This window comes from Bradyrhizobium sp. WYCCWR15520 (assembly GCF_056174665.1).
In genome coordinates, this window is the sequence record NZ_JBWBWM010000013.1 from 83144 (window position 1) to 102957 (window position 19814).

At 63.1% G+C, this 19814-nt stretch carries 20 protein-coding genes; 8 read left to right on the forward strand and 12 right to left on the reverse strand.

Going from position 1 to position 19814, the window contains the following annotated elements:
- Nucleotides 1-63: 63 nt before the first annotated feature.
- Complete coding sequence (locus AC0QUY_RS16460; protein ID WP_161854216.1) at nucleotides 64-441, forward strand: PRC-barrel domain-containing protein; 378 nt, start codon at nucleotides 64-66, stop codon at nucleotides 439-441.
- A 133-nt stretch (nucleotides 442-574) separates the two neighbouring features.
- Here the strand turns inward: AC0QUY_RS16460 and AC0QUY_RS16465 are convergent, their stop codons facing one another.
- Nucleotides 575-745, reverse strand: a complete 171-nt coding sequence (locus AC0QUY_RS16465) for a hypothetical protein (protein WP_475387588.1) — start codon at nucleotides 743-745, stop codon at nucleotides 575-577.
- 593 nt (nucleotides 746-1338) lie between these two features.
- On the opposite strand from AC0QUY_RS16465, the gene AC0QUY_RS16470 reads away from it, so the two are divergent.
- Nucleotides 1339-3093: an extracellular catalytic domain type 1 short-chain-length polyhydroxyalkanoate depolymerase gene (locus tag AC0QUY_RS16470; protein WP_475387589.1), complete on the forward strand. Its 1755-nt coding sequence runs from the start codon at nucleotides 1339-1341 to the stop codon at nucleotides 3091-3093.
- A gap of 46 nt (nucleotides 3094-3139) precedes the next feature.
- Here the strand turns inward: AC0QUY_RS16470 and AC0QUY_RS16475 are convergent, their stop codons facing one another.
- Entirely contained in the window at nucleotides 3140-4723 is a 1584-nt protein-coding gene (locus tag AC0QUY_RS16475; protein ID WP_475387590.1) for an N-acyl-D-amino-acid deacylase family protein, read from the reverse strand.
- A 1060-nt stretch (nucleotides 4724-5783) separates the two neighbouring features.
- Here AC0QUY_RS16475 and AC0QUY_RS16480 point away from each other — a divergent pair.
- The 4 genes from AC0QUY_RS16480 (at nucleotide 5784) to AC0QUY_RS16495 (ending at nucleotide 9539) form a co-directional block, all read left to right on the forward strand.
- Nucleotides 5784-7136, forward strand: a complete 1353-nt coding sequence (locus AC0QUY_RS16480) for a caspase family protein (RefSeq protein WP_475387591.1) — start codon at nucleotides 5784-5786, stop codon at nucleotides 7134-7136.
- Nucleotides 7137-7170: 34 nt separating this feature from the next.
- The gene (locus tag AC0QUY_RS16485; RefSeq protein WP_161854212.1) at nucleotides 7171-7680 is read left to right on the forward strand and encodes a hypothetical protein; all 510 of its coding nucleotides are present in this window, start codon (nucleotides 7171-7173) and stop codon (nucleotides 7678-7680) included.
- Nucleotides 7643-8242 carry a hypothetical protein gene (locus AC0QUY_RS16490; RefSeq protein WP_475387592.1) on the forward strand — a complete coding sequence of 200 codons (600 nt, stop codon included), beginning with the start codon at nucleotides 7643-7645 and terminating at the stop codon, nucleotides 8240-8242. The genes AC0QUY_RS16485 and AC0QUY_RS16490 overlap by 38 nt, the downstream gene beginning before the upstream one ends.
- Before the next feature lie 169 nt (nucleotides 8243-8411).
- Nucleotides 8412-9539, forward strand: a complete 1128-nt coding sequence (locus AC0QUY_RS16495) for a hypothetical protein (RefSeq protein ID WP_475387593.1) — start codon at nucleotides 8412-8414, stop codon at nucleotides 9537-9539.
- 18 nt (nucleotides 9540-9557) lie between these two features.
- Here the strand turns inward: AC0QUY_RS16495 and gmk are convergent, their stop codons facing one another.
- From gmk to AC0QUY_RS16545, 10 genes are all read right to left on the reverse strand, one after another.
- Nucleotides 9558-10211, reverse strand: a complete 654-nt coding sequence (gene gmk / locus AC0QUY_RS16500) for a guanylate kinase (protein ID WP_475387594.1) — start codon at nucleotides 10209-10211, stop codon at nucleotides 9558-9560.
- A gap of 3 nt (nucleotides 10212-10214) precedes the next feature.
- A complete protein-coding gene (locus tag AC0QUY_RS16505) occupies nucleotides 10215-11102 on the reverse strand; it encodes a YicC/YloC family endoribonuclease (RefSeq protein WP_161854209.1) in 888 nt (295 codons plus the stop codon).
- Between the two features lie 117 nt (nucleotides 11103-11219).
- Nucleotides 11220-12512: an endolytic transglycosylase MltG gene (gene mltG / locus AC0QUY_RS16510; protein WP_161854208.1), complete on the reverse strand. Its 1293-nt coding sequence runs from the start codon at nucleotides 12510-12512 to the stop codon at nucleotides 11220-11222.
- Nucleotides 12513-12639: 127 nt separating this feature from the next.
- Nucleotides 12640-13905: a beta-ketoacyl-ACP synthase II gene (gene fabF, locus AC0QUY_RS16515; RefSeq protein WP_475387595.1), complete on the reverse strand. Its 1266-nt coding sequence runs from the start codon at nucleotides 13903-13905 to the stop codon at nucleotides 12640-12642.
- A 97-nt stretch (nucleotides 13906-14002) separates the two neighbouring features.
- The gene (locus AC0QUY_RS16520; RefSeq protein WP_008969609.1) at nucleotides 14003-14242 is read right to left on the reverse strand and encodes an acyl carrier protein; all 240 of its coding nucleotides are present in this window, start codon (nucleotides 14240-14242) and stop codon (nucleotides 14003-14005) included.
- A gap of 303 nt (nucleotides 14243-14545) precedes the next feature.
- Nucleotides 14546-15283, reverse strand: coding sequence for a 3-oxoacyl-[acyl-carrier-protein] reductase (gene fabG, locus AC0QUY_RS16525; RefSeq protein WP_475387596.1), 738 nt, complete (start codon nucleotides 15281-15283; stop codon nucleotides 14546-14548).
- 21 nt (nucleotides 15284-15304) lie between these two features.
- A complete protein-coding gene (gene fabD, locus AC0QUY_RS16530) occupies nucleotides 15305-16258 on the reverse strand; it encodes an ACP S-malonyltransferase (RefSeq protein ID WP_161854205.1) in 954 nt (317 codons plus the stop codon).
- A 109-nt stretch (nucleotides 16259-16367) separates the two neighbouring features.
- A complete protein-coding gene (locus tag AC0QUY_RS16535; protein WP_161854204.1) occupies nucleotides 16368-16994 on the reverse strand; it encodes a LysE family translocator in 627 nt (208 codons plus the stop codon).
- Nucleotides 16995-17058: 64 nt separating this feature from the next.
- Nucleotides 17059-18087, reverse strand: a complete 1029-nt coding sequence (locus AC0QUY_RS16540; protein ID WP_475387597.1) for a fatty acid desaturase family protein — start codon at nucleotides 18085-18087, stop codon at nucleotides 17059-17061.
- A complete protein-coding gene (locus tag AC0QUY_RS16545) occupies nucleotides 18084-18794 on the reverse strand; it encodes a TetR/AcrR family transcriptional regulator C-terminal domain-containing protein (RefSeq protein WP_202639065.1) in 711 nt (236 codons plus the stop codon). The genes AC0QUY_RS16540 and AC0QUY_RS16545 overlap by 4 nt, the downstream gene beginning before the upstream one ends.
- Nucleotides 18795-19083: 289 nt before the next feature.
- Here AC0QUY_RS16545 and rpsF point away from each other — a divergent pair, with 289 nt between their 5' ends.
- Nucleotides 19084-19557, forward strand: coding sequence for a 30S ribosomal protein S6 (gene rpsF, locus AC0QUY_RS16550; protein WP_161854202.1), 474 nt, complete (start codon nucleotides 19084-19086; stop codon nucleotides 19555-19557).
- A 5-nt stretch (nucleotides 19558-19562) separates the two neighbouring features.
- Nucleotides 19563-19802, forward strand: a complete 240-nt coding sequence (gene rpsR / locus AC0QUY_RS16555; RefSeq protein WP_002711478.1) for a 30S ribosomal protein S18 — start codon at nucleotides 19563-19565, stop codon at nucleotides 19800-19802.
- Nucleotides 19803-19814 lie beyond the last annotated feature (12 nt).

Below are 19814 nucleotides of genomic sequence, written 5' to 3' on the forward strand. Positions count from 1 at the left end.
AGGAACGACCCCGTCGCGGCCGAGTTAAGGCGACAAAACCCACTTATGAAGGGAGCCGAAGCCATGGCCCGCGCAACAGCCCATCCAGATCATCAGTGCATCTCAAGCGAAGACATTCATGGAACCGAGGTTTATGGAGCAGATGGAAAGAATATCGGTGAGATCGATCACCTCATCATCGACAAGATGTCAGGTCGCGTAGCCTATGCCGTCATGAGCTTTGGCGGATTTGTTGGGCTGGGCCATAGCCATTATCCCATCCCGTGGGCCGCTCTGAAATATGACAGATCGCTCCTTGGTTTTCGAACTGATATCACCGAGCAACAACTGAGGGATGCGCCTGAGTTCAGTGATGACTCCTGGCAGGATCGAGACTGGGAAACACGCACTCACCAGTACTACGGCACGCCTACGTACTGGGAAGGACGAGGTGGTCTATAACGCCAGGCAGCAAGTACACCGCATGAGCGCACGCGATATGCGGGCCTGCTGGACGTGAGGCCCGGATATCGCGGAGCCTGGCTCGGGCACGCATTCGCACGACCCGTTGGTTTAGCCGGGCGACGCTTGCTGGTCACCCCTGGCAAGGTCGCTGACCGGGCTCGCGATCCTTCTGAAGGTCAGCTTCAAGTTCCTGGATGATGACGTGGATCAGGCACGCGGCAAGTGGATCGGTGACCTCCCGTTCCAGCAGCCGATAGCGCGCGATATCAGTTTCTAGCTCTCTGAACTGGCGCTCTGTCATGACGATTGCCCTCCGGCAAACCGACGCGCCAGCGGCCGAGTTGTTTCGCTAAAGTTTCCAGATAATTTTCTATGGTTTCTATCTAGTGAATCCGTGCCGGCTGCCGCGAGATCAGCAGGAAAAGCAGGTGGTCTCCTACTCGACTTTCGAGTTCCTTGACTCAAAGCCGCTTGCGAGCGCGTCCCAAAACCAGACCAGCGAAGAAGCTGCCAACGACAACTTCGCAACTACTTCATACGCTCCGGGGCACGGCAACGAACCGATCCCAAATTGCGAGACTGGGATTAAGGTGACAGTGCACTCAATTGCGCTTCGCGGGCGGCGGATTAAGCGCACTGTCACCGTAATCCTTGCCGCAGCATCGCTGTCCGCCGGCCGCGGAGTTTTCCGTCGCCTCTCAGCTTGCCTTTGTTCCACCGTCTCTTCGCAAAGAAAAGATGCTTTGGACCTGTGTTTTAGATCACACGACCGCCATCGCCGCAATGCGACTGTTGTCGCTGCCAACGGCTTATCGATCTGGTGACGCCGAAACTTTGATCGGATGTCAAAAGTCGGCGTCGCATGACCGGTGTCGTTGAAGATCGGAGGGTCCGATGTTTCCCATCCTGTGGCGATTGTTGACGCTCGTTCTTTGCTGGCTGGTCAGCGGAGCTGCTTCTGCCGGCGAGTTGCGGCAGAAGGTGTTCACGGCAAAATCCTACGCAGGTTCGCGCGATCGCCACTATCAGGTCTTCGTGCCGTCTACCTACACGGGACAGGATGCGGTGCCGCTTGTGATGATCTTGCACGGCTGCCGCCAGACCGAGGCCAACATGATCAACGAGACGCGCTTCAAGGATCTGGCGGAGCGCGATAACTTCATCGCGGTTTATCCCTTCATCACCTCCTATGACGGCATGCGGGAGACGAATTGCTGGGGCTTCTTTCTCGACCAGCACATTCACAAGGGCGCCGGCGAGGTCGAGGACCTGCACCAGATCGCACGCGAGATCGAGGCCGAATTGAAGATCGATCCCAACCGTCGCTATGTGACCGGCCTGTCCTCCGGCGCCGGAATGTCGGTGGCGCTCGCCGTCGCTCACAGCGACTATTTTGCCGCGGCCGGCTCTGTCGAGGGCTTGCCCTACGCGGAGACCTCCTCCGCAGTAGGTTTCGTCTGCGTCAATCCGGGCAGTTTCAAGCCGGTCTCCGCCAATGTGGCCGCGATGAAAGCGGAGCAGCAGCAACCCGAGGAGCAGCGTCCAGTTCCGATCATGGCCATTCATTCGCGCAACGATTGCGTGGTGAATAAATTGGCCTCCGAAAACATACGGGATGCCTGGATCCGCCGTTACGGACTTAGCCCCTCTCCGACTGCGACACTGGATTGTACGGCTGAAGGCGTGCCCTGCACCCAGACGAGGTATGGCAGCCCGCAGCGCTCCGTGGTCGAGACCGTCTTTTACGAAGGCAAGCGTGGCGATTTCATCGGCACCGGTACTCACTATTGGGTCGGCGACAACAGCGGACAATTCGCCGACCCAACCGGGCCGAGCGCCACCGAGTTGCAATGGGCTTTCTTCAAGGCGCATCCGTTCCTCGAAGCCCCACCCCCGTCGATCTCAATCAGCGCGGCTCAGGCCACCGGAAATTCGATCAGCGTGAACGGGACGGCGTCCGCCTCCGCGGGCTCGGTTGCGAGCGTGACGGTGCGGCTCGATGGCCGCTTTCCTCAACCAGCGAAAACCGCTTCGGGGACCAGCGATTGGGCCGTGACGTTCGATAATCTGCATATGGACGCCATCTACGTGCCGGTCGCGACCGCGAAAGACAACGACGGCGCCAGCACGAACATAGCAGGCAATCCGATCACGCTTGGATCGCCGCCGCCGAATGCCCCACCCAGCGTCACGATCAGCAGCGCCTCGGTCAGCGGCGACTGTATCACGGTGGCGGGCTCCGCATCCGATCCCGAGGGACAGCTCGCCAGCGTCGAAGTCGAGCTGGGGACGCGGGCACGAAAACCCGCAGGCGTGAACCAGGACAAGTTCAAATACCAGGAATGCGGGCTGCCGGGAGGAACCTACTCGACCCGAGCCCAGGCGACGGACCGCGCCGGCGCGACGAGCTCAGTCAGCTCGGGCCCCGACGTGACCGTGAGCAATTTGCAGGCCGTGACCGCCAATTGGCAGGCCCACATGGGTGCTGGCAGGTTACGGGTCTACTCAGCGCCGTGCGCGAGCGTTGGCTTTGGTTCGTGCGATCAGGGATTTTCCGAAATCTTCCTCGCCAACCAGTTCAATCCCTTCCCACTGCACAGGAAAGCGACCTCCAAAGACTGGTATGTGCGGCCGGAGAGCATACCCTGAGGGCTTGGCGGATTACGCCTTCGGCCAATCCGCTCTAGGCGCTCGCTTAAGGGCAAGTCCCGGGCGGCGGCGTGTGCTTGAGCGCCCGGCCGGCGGCAACGGCAGTCATCTTGCCGTCCTGAATGGACAGCGCGCCGTTGACCACCAGCGTTTGCACGCCGACGCTCAATTCCCGCGGACGCACATAGTCTGCCTTGGGTGCGTAGCGCGCGGGGTCGAACACCACGACGTCAGCGAAATAACCGGGACGCAGGTAGCCGCGCCGATCGAGCTTGAAGATATCGGCCGACAGGCCGGTCGATTGCCGGATGAAAGTCTTCAAGTCGATGACATGCCGCTCTTGCACATAGACAGCGTACTTCCGCGGAAAGGTGGCGTACTGGCGGGGATGACCATCGGTACCGTCCGAACCGGTGACGATCCATGGCTGCTTCATCACCAGGTCGACGTCGCTATCGATCATGTTAAACGAGGCGATCGAATCTCTGACATTGGCGCGGAGAATCTTGACGGCGGCGTCGATCGGCTCGATCTTCCATGTATCAGCCATTTCCGACAGCCGCTTGCCGGTCCAGGGCCGGTCGATGCTGGTCAGCAGGATCGATTCCGCGCCGCCACGGCGGCGCAAATTCTCGATCATCTCACCGCGAATTTTGGCCATCGCCGTCGGGTCGTCGAAGCGCTGGATCATCGCCGCGTAGCCGCCATCGACCGCCCAGCGCGGCACCAGCGCCGCGTCGAGGCTGGTGCTGGACGCCAACCATGGATACTGGTCGGCCGTCACCTTCTGACCGGTCGCCCGCGCCTCATCGATCAGGCGGATCACTTCCGGCGTTTGTCCCTGCAGATCGATACCGAGCGCTTTCAGGTGCGCGAAATGCACGGGGATTTCCGCCTCACGGCCGATTTGCAGCACCTCCCTCACCGAGTTCATGAGACCGATGGAGTAAGAGCTCTCGTCGCGCTGGTGGGTGTCGTAGATGCCACCGCGCCGGGCGGCCTCCCTGGCCAGCGCGACCACCTCGTCGGTGCGGGCGAAACTCTGCGGTGCATAGAACAGGCCGGCGGAAAGGCCGATGGCGCCCTCGCACATCCCCTTGGCGACGAGCTGCTTCATGCGCTCCAGTTCGGAAGGATTGGGCGCACGGGCATCCTTGCCCAGCACCGCCTCGCGCACGGCGCCAAAACCGACATAGCTGACGACGTTGGTGCCAATCTTCTGCGCTTCGAGCTGTGCCTGATCGGCGGCCACCTCGGGCACCCCCCTGCCATCGACGCCAATGAATATGGTTGAAACCCCCTGCATCTGCCACGGCGCGTTCAGGCGCTTGGCCGCATCGTTCGAGCGGATATAGCTCTCCGGATGGGTGTGAACGTCGATGAATCCGGGCGCGACAATCATGCCCTGCGCGTCGATGCCCGTTTTTGCGGTCGGCGCGCCGGCATGGGGGCCGATATAGACGATCTTGTCGTCGGTGACCGCAATATCGCCCACGAACGGGGCTTCATCTGCCCCGGTGTAGATCGTCCCGCCGCTGATGACGAGGTCGGCCGTCCCTGCGGCGGATACGCCGTCGTTCAGGATGACGCCGAGTGACATTGCGGCCAACAGGACAGGGATGCACTTCATTTTTCGGAATCTCCGGCGCGGCGGTAAGGCTCCAGCGCCTCGCGAATTAGTCGTGGATACCTCTTGTCAGATTAATTCGCATCACCTGCATCATCCAATGCAAAATTCGCATTGGACGCGAGGTCTGCCAGCTGCCTATGGGCGGAATTACGGTGACTGTGCTGGACCGCCCTGGACTGCACCCATAAGTGAGACACGATAATTGCAGTGACAGGGAATTACGGTGACACTCAATGGAGATTTCGCGCCCCCGCGATTTTCTCGTGCGCCCCAATCACTGATTTGCCCCTCCTGGCAAGAAACTTATTTCCCCCTCGCTCAAAATTTTTCGCTTAACGCGTGACCCAAATCAAACCTACAACTCCTGCCATCCCGTCCCGCTAGAGGGGCGTTGGCCATCGTCACGAACGTTGGGACGGGTTGCGGTGGACGCGGCAGCGTCGGGCGCGAGGTGTGTTCGCAGGGCGGGTCTTCCGTGAGCGGACATGGCGCGCAGACGACCGGCGCTTAAACGCTTCAGTCGAAACTTCTTCCGGCAGCATACGGGCCGGTCGAGGCGTATGGCTCGAGGAAGCTGCGGACGGCAAAAGCGTGTGGTTCTGGCACCCGTTGCTGGTGTCAAGCTGATGGAGATTGTCGGGTCCAACCGGGCCTTCGATCGATCGCCAATCCGTCAGCGACGGAGGCAAGAGGAATTCGTCTCCGGGGAGAGCGCGCCATAAGCCGTTAAAACCACTGTGCAGGGAAAGCCGGGTGTTCCGGCGCACCTGCGGTCCACCGTGTGCATTCTTGCGCACGACTGCGGGTGTCATGGGCACCCGGCTTTCCCTGCGCCCTCTATCTCAGGAGGGCATCGTAGATCGCATAACTTCGGGCGCCACCCGCGCCGCGAGATCGTAATGTCGTATCCAGCCGCCGGTCGCACCTATCGAAAACAACTATCCGCGCATCGGAGCACCGGCACAATCCCTATGAGCCCCTGTTTGCACTGCCGCACCGCTTTTCGCAGCGCGCGCGGCCTGATAATCTGTCGTCGTTTCATTATGGGTTTTATTTGATTATGCGCGGGGCTTTCGGCGGGAAAATCTGGAAAATCGCGGCGCTGGCGGTTTTGGTCGCCCTGCTGTTCGTTACGCCTGCCGCCGCCGAAAAGCGCGTTGCGCTCGTCATCGGCAATTCCGCCTATCACAACGTGACCCGGCTCGATAACCCGCGCCACGATGCGGCGCTGATGGCGGAGACGTTGGCCTCGCTCGGCTTCACGCTGATCGGCGGCCGTGCCCAGCTCGATCTGGACAAGCCGGCGATGGATATCGCCGTGCAGAATTTCGGCCGCCAGGTCCAGGGCGCCGATGTTGCGCTGTTCTATTATGCCGGCCACGGCGTGCAGGTGTCCGGCTCGAATTATCTGGTGCCGGTCGGCGCCAATCCGACGCGCGAGGCCGATGTCGATTTCCAGATGGTGGACGTCAATCTCGTGCTGCGCCAGATGCAGGGCTCGGGCACGCGGCTCAACATGGTGATCCTCGATGCCTGCCGGAACAATCCGTTCGGCGCGCGCGGCTTGCGCGCCTCCGACGGCGGTCTGGCGCAAATGCGCGCGCCGGAGGGCACGCTGATCTCCTATGCGACGCAGCCCGGCAATGTCGCGCTCGACGGCACCGACGGCCACAGTCCCTACACCAGGGCGCTTGCCACGACGATCAAGCAGGCCGGGCTCGATATCTTCCAGACCTTCAACCAGGTCGGCCTTGCCGTAAAACGCCAGACCGGTGGATCGCAGCAGCCCTGGGTGTCGTCCTCGCCGATCGACGGCAATTTCTATTTCGTGCCGCCTGCTCCATCAGCCCAGCAGGTCGCCGTCGCGCCACCGCCTCAACCGCTGACCTCGACGCTGCGCCCTGATCCCGACCGCACGCCGATCCAGGATCCCATCCTGCTGCGCGAATTGAGCGATCGCCTGTTCGAGCTCAATTACGATCCGGAGCCGCTCGACAGCAAGAACGGCATGCGCGCCGCGATCTCCAAGTTTCAGGAGAAGGTGAAGATGACGCCGACCGGCGACGCCACCGAAGGCGTGCTGACGCGGCTGCGCAAGATGGAAGACCTGAAGCCGTGGGGCTCGATCGTGTTCGGCCCCGACAGCGACAAATGGGGCATGTCGTGGAATCATTCGTCGCGGCGAGCGGCGATCGATGATGCGCTGAAGAATTGCGGCACCAGCAAATGTCCGGTCGAGCTGAGTTTTTACGGCGCGCGGTGCGGCGCGTTCGCGATTTCGGGAAAATCCTGGTCGCTGGTTCAGCGCGACACCGTTCAGCGCGCCAGGGACGCGGCGCTTGACGAGTGCGGCAAGGCTGGCAAATCTTGCCGTATTATTGGCGCGGTCTGTGCGGATGGATCGGGCCGCTAGAATTTTTGTTCAAGAGATTTGGAAGCACCTGTTCATGCAAGATGCCGCCCGCCATTCGATCTGGACCGTTCTCCTCGCATTGTCGATCACGCTCGCGTTCGGCTCCGGCCTTGCGCAGGCGCAATCCGGCAGCGCCGGCGGCAGCATCGGCAATGACGAAAAATCGCTGTCCGGCTCGCGCGAGCCGCCCCGCGCAACTGAATCGGAAAAGCCCGCACGGCGCAGCAAGCCCGAGGTGGACGAGCCGCGCCGCGCTTCGCAGGGCAGCGGTGGAGGTGTTGGCAGTTTCGACGGCGCGTGGGTCGTCAACAGTGTGGGCACCACGTGCTCTGGCAGCAGCCGCAACGCTGTCGTGGTGAGCAGCGGCAGAATCATTGGGCAGGGTGTGAGCGGACGGGTCAGCCCGAACGGCGCAGTCAGCGCGATCAACAATTCCAGCGGCGTCACCGCCACCAGCGTCGGCCGACTTTCCGGCCGCAGCGGCTCCGGGACTTTCCGGCAATCCGATGGATGCAGCGGCCGATGGACAGCATCCAAGCAATAGCGCGGCTGTCCATCACAGCCGGGGAATTGTGGAACATTTCATTATGAAATACTCGGCTCAACCTTCGCTTCGAATTGGCCTCCTCCCACTCGCAATTTTGGTTGCGATCAACAGCGCCGCGCTGGCGCAATCCGGCAGCGCCGGCGGCAGCATCGGCAACGACGAAAAATCGCTGTCCGGTTCGCGCGAGGCGCCGCGCACGGTCGAACCCTCAAAACCGGTGCGCCGTGCCAAGCCCGAATCCGACGAGCCTCGACGGGCGTCGCGCCGAAGCGGCGGTGAAGGCAGCGGCGGTGGCGGCGGCAATTTCGACGGCTCATGGGTTTCCGTTGCCGTGGGCACGCCCTGCGGCAGCGCCACCGAGCGATTCGTCATCTCCGGGGGCAGTATTTCCGGCGAATTGAGCTCCGGATCGGTCAGCGCCAATGGCGCGACGCGGAGCGGCGGATCCGTCCAGGGCTTGAGCTGGACCAGTACCGGGCGTTTCTCGGGCCGCAGCGGCTCCGGCTCGTTCGTGCGATCGGACGGATGTTCCGGACGTTGGACTGCTTCTAAACAATAGAAGCCAGTTTTCCACAGATCTTTCATGGCCTTAGCCTGCCTCATATGAGGCAGCGCGCAAGCCCCAATTAAACCCCAACCGCTCCGAAATTGCGGCTCATTGCGACCCAAGTCTCTGACCAGATTGGGCGCATCAAGCGTCGCGTTGCGTAGCGTTGCCGGGGTTATCGATGTCGTACCGTTCCGTGAAATTCGTCCCGGCGTTCGTTGCTGGCATTGTGGCAGCAACCAATCTGGCCACTGTGACGGATCTCCGGGCCCAAGCGGCGGAGCCAGCGGCGGAAGCCGGCGTGCAAGTGGCCCAGGCGGCCGCGGACAGTTGCCTGTCCGCGCCGAAGGGCGCGACGCCTGCGGGCAGCCACTGGTACTATCGCATCGATCGCACGACCAAGCGCCAGTGCTGGTATCTGCGCGAGGAGAACGACAAGGCCGACGACAAGTTCGCGCGTGCCGCACCGCCTGCCTCGGCGCCTGCGCCGTCTTCGGCCGCAGCAGAAGCGCCGCAGCCACAGCCAGCCCCACGCAAATCGATCTCCGACGCGCGCGCCGAATGGGTGTCCCAGCCGGCCCGCGCCGAGCCCGCCAGAGCCGAGCCGCCCACGACCGGCACGGTGCTCGCTCAGAACAGCCCGCGCGCAGCCATGCCGAACGTGCTGGCCCCGGCGCCGCTGTCGTCGATGCGCTGGAACGATGCTCCGACCGCCGCGAGCGTTTCGACCACGCCGGCCGCTATCCAGGTCGCCGCCGCCGCGACGCCCGCAAACCAGCCGCCGCCGGCTGCGGAAGTGCAGCAGCCCGCAGTGGATCAGATTACGCCCGCCCCGGCAGAACCGGTGGCGGTGCCGGCAAAGCCGACCGCGTCGCTGCAGATGCTGTTTCTCGTCGTGGCCGCCGCGCTCGCGCTGGCCGGCATCACGGTCAGTGCAATGGTGAGGATCGGCCGCATGCGGGCACGCCGCGCCATGCGCAAGAAGCGGGGCAAGATGTGGGATTCCGCTCGCACCCGGCGCGCGCCCCAGCCCTCGCCCCAGCCGATGTTCCATGGCGAGGATGCCCGGCTGCGCCGCACCGAGACCGTGCAGCAAACCCGCGTGCCCAAGGAGTGGCCGCGTGTGCCGCAGGAGCGCGCCCGCATGCCGCAGGAGCGCGTGCGAGTACCCCAAGAGCGCGCGCGCGTACCCCAAGAGCGAGAGCGAGTGCGCGTACCTCAGGAGCGGGCGCGCGTGCCGCAGGATCGGGAGCGCGAACAGCAGGTGACGGAAATGCTGGCCCGCCTCGCCCGCAGCGCGCAGACCTGACCGAAACGAAAGCGTCGGCTATTTTTCCAGCTGCCGCTGCAGCTTGCGAACGAACTCGGTGAGACCCGTGCGGCGCTCACGCTTGAGCCGCTCTGCCTTGAGGATCGACTGCACCTCGGCAAAGGCTTCATCGACGTTCTGGTTGACGACGATATAGTCGTACTCCGCCCAATGGCTGAGTTCGTGGGTGGCGCGGCTCATGCGCCCGCGAATGACCTCGTCCGAATCCTGCGCCCGCGTATGCAGCCGTTTCTCGAGATCGGCGGCGGACGGCGGCAGAATGAAAACGCTGACGACATCAGCGCGGGCCTTCTCGCGCAATTGCTGCGTGCCCTGCCAGTCGATGTCGAACAGCACGTCCTGCCCGGCCGACAGTGCGGCCTCGACCGGCGCGCGCGGCGTGCCGTAGCGGTTGTCGAACACGGTCGCCCATTCCAGCAATTCGCCCTGCTCGACCATCGCTTCGAATTTTGGCTTGTCGACGAAGAAATAATCGCGGCCGTCGACCTCGCCTGGCCGCATCGGCCGCGTGGTGGCGGACACCGACATTCTCAGACCCGGCATCCGCTCGATCAGAAGACGCGACAGCGTCGTCTTGCCCGCGCCGGACGGCGACGACAGCACGAACATCAGCCCACGCCGCTCAACCCCGTCGAAACCAGAAGCCACCATCCGTCACTCCAGATTCTGGACCTGCTCGCGGAATTGCTCGACCACGTTCTTCATCTCGAGCCCGGTCTGGGTCAATTCCAGATCGTTCGACTTGGAGCAGCAGGTGTTGACCTCGCGGTTGAATTCCTGGGCGAGGAAGTCGAGCCGCCGCCCGATCGGTCCGCCCTTGCCGATCATCTCGCGGGCCTGCGCGACATGCGAGGCGATGCGGTCGAGCTCCTCGCGGATGTCGGCCTTGGTCGCGATCAGGATCGCTTCCTGACTGAGCCTGTCAGCGTCGAAGCGTTCGGAAGTTTCCAATAGCGCCGCCACCTGCTCGGCAAGGCGCGCCCTGATCGCCTCCGGCTTGCGACCGGGCGCGGCCTCGGCTTTCTTCGCCAGCCTCTCGATTTCATCCATGCGCTGATTGAGGATTTGCCCAAGCGTCGCACCTTCGCGGCGGCGCATTTCGACGAGGTTGCCGAGCGCCTGCTCGAAGGCGGCGGCCGCCGCGTCCCTTGCCGCCTTGTCTTCCGCCTCGTCGCTTTCGGGCTCGACGACCTCGATGACGCCCTTGATGCCGAGCAGCCCGTCGATGCTGGGCGCCACCGCATCGATCCGGGCGGCGAGTTCGCCCGCGACCTTCACGACGGAAGCGAGCACGTCTTCATTGATGCGCACGGTCGAGACCGCGTTGGCGCGCTTGACGTTGAGATTGGCATAGACCGTGCCCCGCGACAGCACCTCGCCGGCGCGCTTCTTGGCCAACGCTTCCAGTTCATCCCAGCCGGGCGGCAGGCGCAACCGCAGGTCAAAGCCCTTGGCGTTGACCGACTTCAATTCCCATTCGAACGTATAGGGACCGCTGGCGCCGTGGCTCCGGGCAAAACCGGTCATGCTCGATAGCGCCATCGCGTAACACTTTCCTGGGATTTCGAGACTCGATAGGGACGGCGCGACCTTAAGCCGATTTCCGCCAAAGTGGAATTGTGTTCCGACGGTCGCCGGAACACCTGCACAACCCCGGCCTTAGCGCTGAACCACCGGCGGCGTCGTGGTCGACTGCGCGGCGCCCTGGCGGCCCGGTGCCGGTGCCGCCGCAGGCGCCGGGGGTGTTGCCGGACGCGGCGGCTTTTTCTGCCCTCCCGGCCGCGTCGTCGCGGTCGGATTAGTGTCGGCCGGCGCGCCGCCGGCCGCCGTCGGCGGCGGCGCATCCTCTGTTGGTTCGACGGTGTCGTTCTGGATCTGCTTTTCCATCGCCCGGAGCTTGGCGACGTTTTTCTGGTGCGCGTCGTAGGTTTCGGTGAAGGCGTGCCCGCCCGTTCCATCCGCCACGAAGAACAGGTCGCGCGTGCGCGCCGGGTTGGCGGCGGCTTCAAGCGACGCGCGGCCCGGATTGGCGATCGGTCCCGGCGGCAGGCCTTCGATGACGTAGGTGTTGTAGGGCGACGGCTGCGTAATCTCGCTGCGCTTGATCGGCCGGCCCAGCGTTCCCTTGCCGCCAACCAGGCCGTAGATGATGGTCGGATCCGACTGCAGCTTGATCCTCTGTCGCAGGCGATTGGTGAATACCGCCGCTACGCGGCTGCGCTCGTCGGCCCGGCCGGTTTCCTTCTCAATGATCGAGGCCAGCGTGATCAGCTGCTCCGGCGACCTGACCAGAACATCCGGATTGCGGCGCTCCCAGATTTCCGCAAGCACCCGCTTCTGGGTCTGCTGCATGCGCTGGATCACCTGCTCGCGCGTGGTCCCGCGCGGGAATTTGTAGGTCTCGGGCAGCAACGTACCTTCCCGCGGGATTTCCCGCACCGAGCCGGCGAAGATGTCGTTGTCGAGCAGGCGCGTCACGATCTGTTCGGAGGTCAGGCCTTCGGGAATGGTGACGGCGTGCTGCACCACCTTGCCCTCGACGATGGTGGCGATGACATCGCGCAGGCTGGCATTCTTCTGGAAGGAATACTCGCCGGGCTTGAGGTCGGAGCTCGCCTTCAGCGCAAACACACCGCCGATGAATGCCCAGGGATTGACGTTGATCACCCCTTCGCGCAGCAGCACATCGGCGATGTCGCGCTTGCCGGCCCGCGCGGGAATGTTGACGATCTTGTCTTCCTTGAGCGGGCCCGGCGTCTCCAGGATCTGCCTGCCGTAATAATAGACTGTCCCCGCCCCGATCATGAGAATGATCAGGATGGTGATGATGGCATTGCCGACCACCACGAATGGATTGCGGGCGCGCTCCGACCGCTTCGGCGGTGGCGGCACCCGCTCCGGCTCCAGCGCAGCGCGCGGACTTCGTGGCGAAATGGGCGGCCTCTCACTCATCGATGCAACCTGAATCCTGCCGGTTCAATCGCAGCCCGGCAATCCCCCTGCCCAGCCGATAGCATACGCCCACGTGTAGAAGTCATCGCCGAATACGGCAAAACGGTGGAGTAGTTCGAAACACTTGTTAGTCAGCCACACGCCGAACGATCACGGAGGCGTTGGTGCCACCGAAACCGAAGGAATTCGACAGCGCGACGTTGATCTCGCGCTTGCGCGCCGTCTGCGGCACTAGATCGATCGCCGTTTCCACCGACGGATTTTCCAAATTGATAGTGGGCGGAGCAATGTTATCGCGAATCGCAAGAATACTGAAAATGGCCTCGATCGCGCCGGCAGCACCGAGCAGGTGCCCGGTCGACGATTTCGTCGACGACATCGACACCTTCGAGGCGGCGTTGCCAAGCAACCGCTCCACGGCGCCGAGCTCGATCTCGTCGCCGATCTGCGTCGAAGTGCCGTGGGCGTTGATGTAGTCGATATCGGATACCGCGATTCCGGCGCGCTTGATCGCCGCGCTCATGCTGCGGAAGCCGCCATCGCCATCCGGCGACGGCGAGGTGATGTGATAGGCGTCGCCCGACAGGCCGTAGCCCACCACTTCGCAATAGATTCGCGCACCGCGCTTTTTCGCGTGCTCGTATTCCTCGAGCACGACGATGCCCGCGCCCTCGCCCATCACGAACCCGTCGCGATCCTTGTCGTAGGGACGCGATGCCTTTTGCGGCGCATCGTTATAACCGGTCGAGAGCGCGCGGGCGGCGCAAAAGCCCGCCATTGCCAGCCGGCAGATCGGCGATTCCGTTCCGCCAGCGACCATGACGTCGGCGTCGCCAAGCGCAATGAGGCGGGCACCGTCGCCGATCGCATGCGCGCCGGTCGAACAGGCGGTCACGACAGAATGGTTGGGGCCCTTGAGGCCGTGCTCGATCGAGACATAGCCGGAAGCGAGATTGATCAATCGTCCCGGAATGAAGAAAGGCGATACCCTGCGCGGCCCACGCTCCTTCAAAAGCAGCGACGTTTCGGCAATGCCGGACAGGCCGCCGATCCCGGAGCCGATCAGGGTACCGGTCGCGCATTTGTCTTCTTCGGCCGAAGGATGCCAGTTGGCGTCGTCGAGCGCCTGGCGCGCCGCAGCCATGGCAAAGACGATGAAGTCGTCGACCTTGCGCTGTTCCTTCGGCTCCATCCACTGGTCGGGATTGTACGTGCCGTCCGAGCCGTCGCCGCGCGGAATCACGCAAGCGATCTGGCTGGCGAGATCGGCGACCTCGAAAGTGTCGATCTTCTTGGCGCCGCTCTGGCCGTTGAGGATGCGCGTCCACGTTGTGTCAACGCCGCAGCCGAGCGGCGTAACCATGCCCAGCCCCGTGACGACAACACGTCTCATGTCAGAAACTCCAGGCCGAAACCGGCGGCCCAAAACAAGAAACCGGGGGACCGTTCGACAACGGCCCGTCCGGCTCTGTCTCTACCCGCCCGGGACGTCAGCTTTTCGCGTTCTTCTCAAGAAACTTCGTCGCGTCGCCAACGGTCAAAATCGTCTCGGCGGCGTCGTCGGGAATCTCGCAACCGAACTCTTCTTCAAATGCCATCACAAGCTCGACGGTGTCGAGACTGTCGGCGCCGAGGTCATCGATGAAACTTGCGTTGTCGACAACCTTATCGGGTTCAACACCGAGGTGTTCGACCACAATCTTCTTAACCCGCTCGCCAATCTCACTCATCTTCAACCTCGTGCTTGTTCCATTGGACCCGACCCCAAGACGCTACAGAGACGCTACGAGCTATCGTGGTCGTTAAACTTCCTTCGCTATCGCGCATAGTCTTGATTCGGCACGGTGGTAGCCGACAAAGCCCCGGCGAACGGCAGGCGTCGCCACGCCAATATACAGGGTTTCAAAATCCTGCAATGGCCTTGTTTGCCCATCCGTCGGGGGTTCGGTTACCATACTTCCCAAGCCTTGACTACAAGCCTCACCCACCCCGGAAAACGGCCTTTGGCCGCATTGATCGGGGCAATAACTCGCTCAAATCATGGCCATTCCGCCGTTGACGTGAATCGTCTGGCCGGTGACGTAAGCCGCCTCGTTCGAGGCGAGATAGACGGCCGCCGCGGCGATGTCCTCGGGCGTCCCCAGCCGCGCTGCAGGAACCTTTGCCAGGATGGTCTCGCGCTGCTTGTCGTTGAGCGCATCCGTCATCGGCGTCTTGATGAAGCCCGGCGCGATGCAATTGGCGGTTACGTTACGCTTGGCGTATTCCGCGCCCAGCGTCTTGATCAGGCCGATGATTCCCGCCTTCGACGCGGTGTAGTTGGCCTGGCCGGGATTGCCGGTCACGCCGACGATCGAGGTGATCGCAATAATCCGGCCGAAGCGCTTGCGCATCATCAGCTTGGTTGCGGCGCGGGCGAGACGGAAAGTCGCAGTCAGATTGACCTGGATGACATCATCCCAATCCTCGTCACGCAACTGCACAAAAAGATTGTCGCGCGTGATGCCGGCATTGGCGATCAGAATATCGACCTGCCCCATCGCGGCTTCCGCCGCCGGCACCAGCCCCTCGACTTGCGCGCTGTCGGAGAGATTGCAGGGCAGCACGTGGACGCGATCGCCAAGCTTGCCGGCAAACGACTCCAGCACGTCGCGGCGCGTGCCGGAAATTGCCACCGTCGCACCCTGCCCGTGCAATGCTTGCGCAATCACCCCACCAATGCCGCCGGTCGCGCCGGTCACCAGCGCTGTCCTGCCTGTCAAATCGAACATCAATCTCTCCTTCCGGGAGCTTTAGGCCGAAGCCGCCAATGCATCCTTGGCGGCGGCAATGTCATTGGGTCCCCCGACCGACACGCCGACCGCGCCGTCGGCGATACGCTTCACCAGTCCGCTCAGCACCTTGCCGGCGCCGATTTCGAAGAATCGCGTGACGCCGTGCGCTGCCATGTAGGCGACCGACTCGCGCCAGCGAACGGTGCCGGTGACCTGCTCGATCAGGCGGCGGCGAATTTCGTCGGGGTCGGTGATCGGCGAAGCAAGCACGTTCGACACCAGCGGCGAGGCCGGCGCCTTGATCGTTACACCGACCAGCGCTTGCGCCATCGCGTCGGCGGCGGGTTGCATCAACTTGCAATGGAAAGGCGCCGATACCGGGAGCAACATCGCGCGCTTGGCGCCCTTCGTTTTGGCGATTTCTACGGCACGATCGACGGCCGCCTTGTCGCCGGACACCACCACCTGCCCACCGCCATTGTCGTTGGCCGCCTGGCAGACCTGCCCTTGCGCGGCTTCGCTGGCGACGGCCATCGCGGCCTCATAGTCGAGCCCGAGCAGTGCTGCCATCGCGCCGACGCCGACCGGCACCGCCTTTTGCATCGCAAGACCACGGGTGCGCAGCAGGCGCGCGGTGTCGCTGACGCTGAGGCTGCCGGCCGCGGCCAGTGCGGAATATTCGCCGAGCGAATGGCCGGCTACGAAGGCCGCATCCCGCCCGACGGAAAAGCCCGCCTCGGTCTCCAACACCCGCAGCGTGGCGATCGATACCGCCATCAGCGCTGGCTGGGCATTTTCGGTGAGCTGGAGGGTCTCCGCGGGGCCATCCCAGATGATCGCCGTCAGCTTCTCACCGAGCGCCGAATCAACCTCGTCGAACACTGCCCGCGCGGCCGGAAAGGCCTCCGCCAAGGCCTTACCCATACCGACCGCCTGGGAACCCTGGCCCGGAAACGTAAATGCAGCCGTCATCGGCGCTCCCTCGTTAGAATGGGGCCGTAAGACACTGACCGAGGCCGGGATGTCAAGCCGCGCTGCGGAATGACGCATTATCTGGAAGGCCGGAATTGGGGCGGCAGGCTTAGCGTTCCTGCAGCGCCAACCGGGCGCCCAACGCGCAATAGATGCCGCCAACGACCTTGCCCTGCCATTTCAGCACGGTGGGGTTTCGACGGAGAAAGTTGCCTAGCCGTCCCGCACACACCGCAAAGACCACTGTGCTGACCAGCCCCAACAGGACAAAAAGGATCCCCAGGATCGTCAGTTGAAGCGCAACCGATCCGTTTTCAGGCACCACGAACTGGGGGAGAAACGCAAGGAAGAAAAGCGCGGTTTTTGGGTTCAGCACCTCGGCCAAGATAGCCTGCCTGAACGCCTTGCCGGCCGAAATTGGCAGTGTGCCTGCTGTCGGATTTGCCGGCGCCCTCTCAAGAATCGCCCGAATGCCGAGGTAAACGAGATATGCGGCGCCAATATATTTGATGATGCTGAACAGCACCGCCGAAGTGGCAATGATCGCCGAGATACCGACAATCGCCGTGAAAGTATGAATCATGTCGCCGGCCGCGATCCCGAAGCCGGTAGCGATTCCCGCCCTTGTGCCCGAACTCGTTGCCCGTGCGACTGTGAGGAGCGTGGCAGGGCCCGGAATGAAAACAAAGCCGAGCACAACCGCCGCATAGGCAACCAAGGTGGTCAGATCGATCATTGGCGCAGGTCCTCCACGACCGATGGCACTCAAGGCCATCACCTATGGGTACGCAAGGTGTTGTCTAGAACCCGCCTGTGGCCTGGTCGCCACCAACCTCCGCCGCCCCGGCCCGCGCCCGGCGCGCGATGCTTGCCAGTTTGCCGGGACGGTCCTCGTGGTTGGGTCTGGCGGTCGCGAGCCGCAGCACGGCAGCGTAACCCGGCTGCACTTCCATCCGCTCCGCGTAGCTGCTTTCAGACAGGATGCGGTGGACGCGCGGCAGGTTGTAACAGGGCACGTAGAACAGCAAATGGTGCTCGAGGTGATAGTTCACATAATAAGGCGCGATGAACAGCCGTTCGAGGAAATTGGCGTGCGTGGTGCGGGTATTGCGCAAGGGATCGCTCGAGTCGGGAACGACCGCGTGCTCGGCAATGTTGCGGATGCGCGTGATCACCATCTGCCACGTGAGCAGCGGCAATAGCCACAACAGCGGATAGGCCCACCACACGCCGGCGGCGGCAAGGCCTGCAAACATCACGGCATTGACCGCACATTGCGGGCCAAGTTTTTCCCAGAAATGCGCCGCGCGTTGCGACAGCGGCCACTCCTTCGGCCCCAGCGCATTCAAGAACTGCGCCTTGCGCTGCTGATAGCCGGTCTGTCCGGTGATATCGCGGAAGAACTTGCGCCGATAGCTCATCGACGTGATCGGAAACGGCGCCGACAAGATCAGATCGGGATCGTCTTCCTGCTGCGTGCGCGCATGATGCTGCAGGTGATAGCGGCGATAGGCTCGGGTTTCGGCAAAGACCGGGTAAGCGCAGAACCATTGGCTGAGCGTCAGATTGACCTTCTCGTCCGCCGACAAGCATCCATGCGCGCCGTCATGCATCAGGATCGCGAGCCCGAGCTGGCGCGAACCGATGATGCCGACCGCCACCAGAAAGGTCAGCGGGTTGGGCCACCACGCGACCAGCGCGATCGAGCCCAATATCAGCGCCCAGGCATGGGCGATCAGGGCGATGCCTTTCCACGTCACGCGCTCGCGGACGGCGATCAATTGATCCTCGCTCAGAAAATCGCGAGCACGCATGCGGAGTGCGGTCATGATGATCCCTCCCCGTCGGGTTTGTCATGGTCGTCAACCAAACGCAGCCTGGCGCTGTCGGCCCCCGGCGGCGGCGTGGCCTGCTCGCCGAGTACGCGCAGCATTTCGCCGCACAAATCCTCGGCCGATCGCCCCATCGCATTACCTTCGACCATGACGCCGATCGCGACCGCCCAAAATCGCCGCGAGCTTTCCTCGGGCGCGCGGAGCGAGCGCCAGCCGTGGCGCTCGACCTGGCTCGCATAGGCGCGCGCGCCTTCGCTGTGCAGGCGCTCGATCGTGCGCTCAACCAGCGGCGCGAGATCCTGGCGGCGTCTGGTGAGCGTCAGGGCTTCGGCGAAGAAGGCCACTGAATCTGTCGCCGTCACCGTCTCCGCCAGTGCGAGGGTGTATTGCCGCGGCGTGTGGGCCTGGAGTGCCGCCTGCTCGGTCGCGCGCGCCAGATAGAGCATCTCGCGGCAAGCGGCCTCGACGAACAGCGCCTCCTTGGTGCGGAAATAATAGGTGATCTGGCTCGGAAACGCGTCTGCGGCCGCCGCAATGTCGGAGATCGAGGTGCCGGCAAGGCCCCGCTCCTTGAACAGGCGGCTGGCGCCATCGAGCAGGCGCGAGCGCATCTGGCGCCCGGCGGTCCTGGTTGCGCGGGCCGCGTGCCTGGGATCGTCGGCCGGCATTTCCGGAGTTGTTTGAACGGACTTGGGAGCCATTTTACCTCCGATCCTTATTTGTATGATATACAAACAAATATGTCAAGATCGGCTTTTTCGAAGCACGCGAAGCCTTGCCAGTCCGCGCAAAATCCTTATAACCCGCGCATCCGTGGATCCCGGCCGGGAGCTGAACGGACGGTCTCAGCAATTCATCGTTCGGATTGATGTGGCAGGGCCAGTCGGCCCGTCGTCCCGTGCTTCCGCCTTCTGAGCAATATCGAGTCCTTTCCGAAGGTCTCGAAGGGCTTGCCGCCGGGAACCGCGCCAACACCAGGAAAGGACACCCATGCCTCTTTATGAGCATGTTTTTCTCGCGCGTCAGGATGCGAGCACCCAGCAGGTCGAAGAGCTGACCACCCAGATGACGGGCATCGTCGAAGGGCTCGGCGGCAAGGTCACCAAGACCGAGAACTGGGGCGTGCGTTCCCTCACCTACCGCATGAACAAGAACCGCAAGGCACACTTCGTGCTGATGAACATCGATGCGCCCTCTGCTGCGGTCACCGAGATCGAGCGCCAGGAGCGAATCTCCGAAGACGTCATCCGCTACCTCACCGTCCGCGTCGAAGAGCACGAGGAAGGTCCCTCGGCGATGATGCGCAAGGCCGATCGTGACCGCGAGCGCGACGATCGTGGCGGCGGCTTCCGCGGCGACCGCGAAGGTGGCTTCCGTGGCGATCGTGAAGGCGGCGGCTTCCGTGGCGACCGTGGCCCGCGCCGTCCGCGCGAAGAAGCCGTTGAAGCGACGGAAGAGGAGTAAGAATCATGGCTGAAGCTGGTGCACGCCGTCCGTTTTTCCGTCGCCGCAAGACCTGCCCGTTCACGGGTCCGAATGCGCCGAAGATCGACTACAAGGATTCCAAGCTGTTGATGCGTTACGTCTCCGAGCGCGGCAAGATCGTGCCGAGCCGCATCACCGCCGTCTCTGCCAAGAAGCAGCGCGAACTCGCGCGCGCCATCAAGCGCTCGCGTTTCCTCGGCCTCTTGCCCTACGTCATTCGCTAATATCTTCGACCG

Excerpts from the sequence above, each read along its gene's own strand:
- AC0QUY_RS16465 (WP_475387588.1), bottom strand. The coding sequence starts at position 745 with ATGACAGAGCGCCAGTTCAGAGAGCTAGAAACTGATATCGCGCGCTAT.
- gmk (WP_475387594.1), bottom strand. The coding sequence starts at position 10,211 with ATGGTGGCTTCTGGTTTCGACGGGGTTGAGCGGCGTGGGCTGATGTTC.
- rpsR (WP_002711478.1), top strand. The coding sequence starts at position 19,563 with ATGGCTGAAGCTGGTGCACGCCGTCCGTTTTTCCGTCGCCGCAAGACC.
- AC0QUY_RS16490 (WP_475387592.1), top strand. The coding sequence starts at position 7,643 with ATGGATGCAGCGGCCGATGGACAGCATCCAAGCAATAGCGCGGCTGTC.
- AC0QUY_RS16505 (WP_161854209.1), bottom strand. The coding sequence starts at position 11,102 with ATGGCGCTATCGAGCATGACCGGTTTTGCCCGGAGCCACGGCGCCAGC.
- AC0QUY_RS16535 (WP_161854204.1), bottom strand. The coding sequence starts at position 16,994 with ATGATCGATCTGACCACCTTGGTTGCCTATGCGGCGGTTGTGCTCGGC.
- AC0QUY_RS16470 (WP_475387589.1), top strand. The coding sequence starts at position 1,339 with ATGTTTCCCATCCTGTGGCGATTGTTGACGCTCGTTCTTTGCTGGCTG.
- AC0QUY_RS16485 (WP_161854212.1), top strand. The coding sequence starts at position 7,171 with ATGCAAGATGCCGCCCGCCATTCGATCTGGACCGTTCTCCTCGCATTG.
- AC0QUY_RS16540 (WP_475387597.1), bottom strand. The coding sequence starts at position 18,087 with ATGACCGCACTCCGCATGCGTGCTCGCGATTTTCTGAGCGAGGATCAA.
- fabG (WP_475387596.1), bottom strand. The coding sequence starts at position 15,283 with ATGTTCGATTTGACAGGCAGGACAGCGCTGGTGACCGGCGCGACCGGC.
- AC0QUY_RS16545 (WP_202639065.1), bottom strand. The coding sequence starts at position 18,794 with ATGGCTCCCAAGTCCGTTCAAACAACTCCGGAAATGCCGGCCGACGAT.
- AC0QUY_RS16460 (WP_161854216.1), top strand. The coding sequence starts at position 64 with ATGGCCCGCGCAACAGCCCATCCAGATCATCAGTGCATCTCAAGCGAA.
- AC0QUY_RS16480 (WP_475387591.1), top strand. The coding sequence starts at position 5,784 with ATGCGCGGGGCTTTCGGCGGGAAAATCTGGAAAATCGCGGCGCTGGCG.
- AC0QUY_RS16475 (WP_475387590.1), bottom strand. The coding sequence starts at position 4,723 with ATGAAGTGCATCCCTGTCCTGTTGGCCGCAATGTCACTCGGCGTCATC.
- mltG (WP_161854208.1), bottom strand. The coding sequence starts at position 12,512 with ATGAGTGAGAGGCCGCCCATTTCGCCACGAAGTCCGCGCGCTGCGCTG.
- rpsF (WP_161854202.1), top strand. The coding sequence starts at position 19,084 with ATGCCTCTTTATGAGCATGTTTTTCTCGCGCGTCAGGATGCGAGCACC.
- AC0QUY_RS16495 (WP_475387593.1), top strand. The coding sequence starts at position 8,412 with ATGTCGTACCGTTCCGTGAAATTCGTCCCGGCGTTCGTTGCTGGCATT.
- AC0QUY_RS16520 (WP_008969609.1), bottom strand. The coding sequence starts at position 14,242 with ATGAGTGAGATTGGCGAGCGGGTTAAGAAGATTGTGGTCGAACACCTC.
- fabF (WP_475387595.1), bottom strand. The coding sequence starts at position 13,905 with ATGAGACGTGTTGTCGTCACGGGGCTGGGCATGGTTACGCCGCTCGGC.
- fabD (WP_161854205.1), bottom strand. The coding sequence starts at position 16,258 with ATGACGGCTGCATTTACGTTTCCGGGCCAGGGTTCCCAGGCGGTCGGT.